The sequence below is a fragment of the Caballeronia arvi genome, assembly GCF_001544695.2.
Taxonomy (GTDB): Bacteria; Pseudomonadota; Gammaproteobacteria; order Burkholderiales; family Burkholderiaceae; genus Caballeronia; species Caballeronia arvi.
Map to the genome: position 1 here is coordinate 1 of NZ_FCOM02000135.1, position 5,882 is coordinate 5,882.

Sequence of the window (5,882 nt, forward strand, 5' to 3'; positions counted from 1 at the left end):
GAAACTGATCCCTCATTAAACCGCTTTCTTCCTTTGCTTCTCCGACTACCTGTCAGATGCGGTCTAGGCTAATACACATTACATACTCTCGTCGATTGCGCAATGGCGTGAGCGTAGTGCGTTACTCGGTCCGCTTCTCTCTCTCACATCCTGACCGACCGAACGCAATTGCGGCCAGCTTGTTTTGCCGCATACATTTGCTTATCCGCAATCGTCATCAGCGCATTCGCGTTCGCCGCGTACTTGGGGAAGCACGTTGCACAACCAATGCTGACAGTCACACGCCTGTCGTCGTTGGGGTGCATTACGCGAAGTCCCATGACACGCTCACGTATGCTTTCCGCCATGGCCGCAGCACTATCGGCCGGTGTCTCTGGCAGCACGACAGCGAACTCCTCTCCACCGTATCGAGCGACCAAGTCGCACGGACGCCTGACGCACGCCGCGATACGCTCGGCGACGAGAATGAGAACACTATCGCCAACCTCATGTCCCAGTGCGTCGTTGATGCGTTTGAAATGGTCGATATCTATGAAGAGCACCGACAAAGCACTTCCGCTACGCCCCGCTCGCTTCCATTCCTTCTCTAAGACTTCGCGCAAGCTTCTGCGATTGTCTAGTCCTGTCAACGGGTCGGTTAATACTTGGCGCATAAGCTGCTTGCCGACCAGCACCTCAGCCTGTATCGCGTAGGCGACTATCCACGCGCTGATAATGGCTCCGACGCCTAGAAGAAGGGAGAACGCAAAGATTGCTGCGTGCTCGGCCTGTACGTGCGCAGTGACTGCGTTCAGGCTCATCGCGAGCAATGCCATCGTGGTTCCGATAAGTCCTGCGACCACCGGACGATTTCCGATTGCCCGAGCGAGTGCCAAGCTAAGGTTGGCCTGGTCCTTGAGGGGCGACCCAGGCGGCGAAGCATCTCGTTCTTCGGTTGCTTAAAGGTGGCCATGATTGTTTCTCCCCAAGGGGCCCACTAGACTCATTGTTCGAGGAGGTCTCCGGAAGCGTCTCCAAGCAAATATGGACTATGCAATAACTGCCTCGACAACTAATGATAAGTCCTCGCCGGAAGCGAGAGTGCGACCGCTCGTCGCGATTAGAGGATGGATTCCAGACGCGGCAGACCAGAGCTTAGATAGCATCGTCTGGGTAAGACGTCGCAGACAAAGGCTAAAATATGCGTTGACACGCAAGACGCGCCCCGACCGTAACGCTATGCGTTGCGTCCGCCGGCATCGTATCAAGGCATTGAATGAAGAAAATCCTCTTCGTGGACGATTTCAAGGATACCGCTGATGCGCTACGCGACATTGCGACCGCTCTCGGGCATGAGGGCGTCGTGGCCTACGACGGTGCATCGGCATTGTGCGCTGCGGCCGCGGAGGCATTTGACATCATCTTTCTTGACTCAATGCTGCCAGACGCCAACGGCATCGACGTCTGTTTGGAAATTCGCAGAGGTCCGTCGAAGTCCGCCCGCATCATTGCGCTCACGGGAAGCAACGAGCTGGTTGACAAAGAGCGGCACTGCATCGACGACTGGGTGTTGAAACCACTGTACATGGACGAGCTCGAACGACTGTTGTCGTAGGCTCGAGCAGACACTCTAGTCCTGTTCCTTTGGGATAAGGCAATGCTCGACGCTCTCGACTAGACGCGCGGCGTCAAACGGTTTCATTCAACTCATGTCCCGGGCCGTTCCGCCCTAGTTCCCAGGCCAAACCATCGGCGTCAACGAATCGGGTATTCGTTTAGCGCGCTCCCATCGACGGCCAATTCGGCAGGAAGGCCCGTGGCTGTGCGAGTGATTCGCCCCCATATTGGAATAGCCTCCTCAGGGATTTTGCTTCTCTCTCATACCTGTCCGCATCCCCGAGGATGCCGCTGTTCGGCCATTGCGTCTTGTGGTCTGCTACGACGCGCCGAAGTGCGAATCCTTGATGCAAGGCTATAGTGCTGAAAGGTGCTGCGACCGAACCTCCACGAACTGGCCCATGGATATGACTTCGTGCTTTCCCGCGCTATGCATCCCCAAGAAATCTGTCCCAATGGACAACGCATCGAGCTCGTACCGGTAGACACCGGCGACGACCCTTTTGCTCGCTATCCATCATTGCAAGACATCTGGCCGGAACCGTACCGAAGCGAGGCTGCGCGCATTTCGCGCGTCCATAGTGCATCGGGCGAGGTTTTCTACGTGGCGCTTGACGGCACAGTCATCGGCATAACGGGAGTGTTTTTCGACGATAACAACGCGCCGTCAGATGTATATCTGAGATGGACGGGCGTCGTACCGACGGTCCGGCAAAAAGGACTCGGCCGCGCCGTCATTCGGCTCGTAGCGAATCTTTGTCAGCAACGATATCCGACGCGCAAGCGTCTCATTGAGTTGTTGCCTGACAACGAGTATGGACATGCATTTCCGAGACCGTTCTTTGAAAGAATTGGCTTTCGGCCTTGCCCCGTTGGCATTCCTTCGGGTGAAGACAAGGATTGGCCGGTGATTGCCTACACGGGCGACATTCGTCGCCTTTCCATCTGAGACAACGTCGTTCCCGCCGGCGTCTATGCGCCCCTACACATCAATCCACCAAGCAAGCTATTTCGAAATTGATAGTAAGAAGAAAAGCTCCGTTTCTATCGGAGCCTTTGGTATGTCGGCCTAGTACGCAATACGGGTCAACACACTGAAGGACATGTGATTCTGCTCCAGGCGCGCTTCCACGGCGTGCTTCACATCGTCGCCCCCCGGAACTTCGAGGTAGCTCCGTCCCGCGAATCCGGGCTCGAACTGAACGCTGGCCTCATCCGCAATCGCTTGCAAGATGCTGTGTTCAGAAGACTGCAGAATTTGGTCGTCATCTTGATGAAGTACGGCGAAACACGTTGACATTGATGAGCTCCATTCGATAGTGCGTCTTTCAGCAAACCAGTGCCCCTCTACTTCGTTAGGCGAGGGAGCGGTTGCGAACAGACTAGCAGCTGAGTTTGACGCCGTTGCGACACATCATCCGGAACGCTTCTCGCACGATTAGGTATTGTCGCGCCGGACGTATCAACCGTAATGCGACGAATAGTCGCTTCTGGCCGTACCCTTTTCGCTTGTATGGGATTTGTGTGCAGAATCGCAGGCCGCGGCCGCGCTGACTTCCCACAATGCTTGGCGCGTACGAACGTTCAATACGACGGCGTCATGGCGGCTAGACCCGGATTAACTTGATGCGACCCGAAGGCACGAGATAGTTCGAAGGTTGGTCTGGTCGAGTTCGTCTCAGTCGGAACTCCGACGCGACGAGATACTTTCAGTCGGGCAGTACGTTGACAACAAGCCGTAGGGAGTATGCTTCGTAAGCCATAGTTGAGCACGATGCGGAGTTCCATCATGAGAGCACACTCCGTCAAAATCCGGCGGCTGCGCGCAGATGAATGGCAGCTGCTTAAAGACTTGCGCCTTGAAGCACTCCGAAGCGACCCCGCTTCGTTCTGGGAAACAGAAGAGGAGGCACGGGCCTACGAGGATTCGTACTGGTCCACGCTCGCCGAGAGGCTGGCGACTCCCGACGGTTCCCGCTTTCTCATCCTTGAGGTGGATGGCGCCATTATCGGCACGGTGTTCGGCACAAGGAAAGGCGAGCACGAATACCGCGTCGGTGGGCTTTGGATAGCGCCAGCCCTCCGCGGCGAAGGCTACGGCTCACGCCTTGTACAGCAAGTCATCGAATGGGCAACGGCCGACCCCGCTGCAATCATTCAACTTTGGTGCCATGTCGGCCCGCAGACCGCGTTCTACGCAAAGAACGGCTTCCACTCGCTGGACATATTCAGGACGCACGAATCGGATGGTCGCCAAATTGTCGAGATGCAGTGGTCTTGCGGGGAGGATGGCTAACAGCTAACAGCGACTGGAGCCTCTTCCGGACGACCCCTGATGGCGCTCAATTTACCGTCACGCGAGAAAGGTTGCGCCATCGTCAGCGGCGGCAAAGCGACTACCAATCTCGGGCGGCATGGTCGAGAACGTTCTGCAAATCGTGAACGCTCACTGGCTTGACAAGATGGTATGCGAAGCCCGCCTCGGCGGACTTGCGCCGGTCTTCGTCCTGTCCGTAGCCTGTGTGCGCAACTAAGATTGCCCCATTGCAACCGGGCAATATACGCAGACGGTGTGCGAGCTCAAAACCGTCCACGCCAGGAAGACCAATGTCGAGCATGCAAATGTCGAAGGTCTGTTGATGTGCCGGAGTGAGCGCCCCCGCGGCATCGTGGGCGACAACTACTTCGTTTCCGAGAATCTCGAGTACCAAGCCCATAGACTCGGCCACGTCGACGTTGTCGTCTACCAAGAGCACTCGCAGCCGCCTGCGCTCCACGGCTGGCTGCCCAAGTTCCTCGTGAGCGGGTGCACCTGCAAGGTCACAATGCATGCGAGGGAGGCGCACTGTTATCAGACTTCCCTTGCCGAGGCCCTCACTCCGTGCGGCGACATTTCCCCCATGCTGCTCGACCATGCTCTTTACGAGCGCGAGACCAAGTCCGAGCCCACCTTCGGCACCTCCGACCGACTTACTGCCTTGACGAAACAAGTCGAAAGCCGTTCGCAGCAGTTCCGGCTCCATGCCGATGCCATTGTCCTTCACACCTGCGACCACCTCTTCCGACGTCGCCGCAACGGTCAGCGCGATAAGGCCGCCGTCAGGCGTGTATTTGGCGGCATTATTCAATAAATTGCTCATCACTTGCACGAGGCGTTTGTGGTCGCCATAGACACAGACGGTTTCGTCTGGAATCTCAACAGTGAAGCGATGTCCATGCGCCTCGAAAAGAGGCCTAACTTGCTCAACGGAATCCCGAACGACTTGCTTTAGGTCCAGATTTCGCTTGTTGAGGAGAATGCGCCCTCGCGTCACGCGTGAGACGTCCAGCAAGTCATCGATGAGGCCAGTCATGTGCACCACCTGTCGGCGAATAATGACGCCAACACGACTAACGCGTTCTTTGTCCAGACTAAGCTGGGAAAGCAACTCGGCCCCGGCGCGAATCGGCGCCAGCGGGTTGCGCAACTCGTGCGCAAGCATTGCAAGGAATTCGTCCTTGCGTCGGTGCGCATCCCGCAGTTGCTGCTCGGCGAGCACCTTTTCGTGAATGTCGGTGTTCGTACCGACCCACGTCAACATTGTTGAACTCTCTCCTCGCACAGGAAGAGCGCGCGCGAGCGTCCACCGATATTCCCCCGACTGGTGCCGCACGCGAAACACAGCCTCATAGGGCTCGCCCGTCGCCACGCTGCGGCTCCAGACCTCTTTTACGCTCGCTCGGTCGTCAGGATGGACGAATTGGACCCAGTCGTCGTTTTTCCCGGGAATCCGGGACGCCCCAGTGAATTCGTAAAAGTGTTGGTTGCGGTAGTTCACGTGCCCATCTTCAAGCGCCGTCCAAACAATCTGAGGCAGCGCGTCAGTCACCAGTCGAAATTTTTCCTCGCCCACGCGCCAGGACCTGGCATCCTCCGTTAAGCGCTGAAGCGCATGCGTCGTCGCGTTTAGGGCTGCGCTATTACGCAATACCTCCGCCTCGCTCCTGCTCAACCGAGCCTCGAGTAGCCGAGATAAGTCCCTCAGTGCCTCGTTCGCTTCTAGACTCTTCACGTAGTCCGTGACGTTCTCAACTCGATGGACGATATAAAGCAGCCGACCGTCAGGGGCGATTACCGGAGCGTTTACTGGGCTCCAGTATCGAAACACGAAGCCGCCGCTCACCCTGTCAAGGATGTCATATCGCTGGAGAGCCATCGTGTGCGGAGTCTTGAAAATCATCTAGCGGGCCTCCCACCGTCGTCATGGAGGCGACGGGGTTAAAGTGAGTTTGCCAACTGCTTCAAC

Annotated in this window: 5 protein-coding genes; 3 read left to right on the forward strand and 2 right to left on the reverse strand. The window is 56.9% G+C overall.

Annotated features, from left to right (window positions below):
- Positions 1–143: 143 nt before the first annotated feature.
- Positions 144–815 (reverse strand): GGDEF domain-containing protein, encoded by a 672-nt coding sequence (locus AWB74_RS43150; protein ID WP_061152610.1) that lies wholly within the window; start codon positions 813–815, stop codon positions 144–146.
- 440 nt (positions 816–1,255) lie between these two features.
- Here AWB74_RS43150 and AWB74_RS43155 point away from each other — a divergent pair, with 440 nt between their 5' ends.
- From AWB74_RS43155 to AWB74_RS43170, 3 genes are all read left to right on the forward strand, one after another.
- Positions 1,256–1,594 (forward strand): response regulator transcription factor, encoded by a 339-nt coding sequence (locus AWB74_RS43155; protein ID WP_061152611.1) that lies wholly within the window; start codon positions 1,256–1,258, stop codon positions 1,592–1,594.
- 417 nt (positions 1,595–2,011) lie between these two features.
- Entirely contained in the window at positions 2,012–2,545 is a 534-nt protein-coding gene (locus AWB74_RS43160; protein WP_143749501.1) for a GNAT family N-acetyltransferase, read from the forward strand.
- An 840-nt stretch (positions 2,546–3,385) separates the two neighbouring features.
- Entirely contained in the window at positions 3,386–3,892 is a 507-nt protein-coding gene (locus AWB74_RS43170) for a GNAT family N-acetyltransferase (protein WP_160110401.1), read from the forward strand.
- Between the two features lie 100 nt (positions 3,893–3,992).
- Here AWB74_RS43170 and AWB74_RS43175 read toward each other — a convergent pair whose 3' ends face one another.
- The gene (locus AWB74_RS43175; protein ID WP_087039563.1) at positions 3,993–5,816 is read right to left on the reverse strand and encodes a hybrid sensor histidine kinase/response regulator; all 1,824 of its coding nucleotides are present in this window, start codon (positions 5,814–5,816) and stop codon (positions 3,993–3,995) included.
- Positions 5,817–5,882 lie beyond the last annotated feature (66 nt).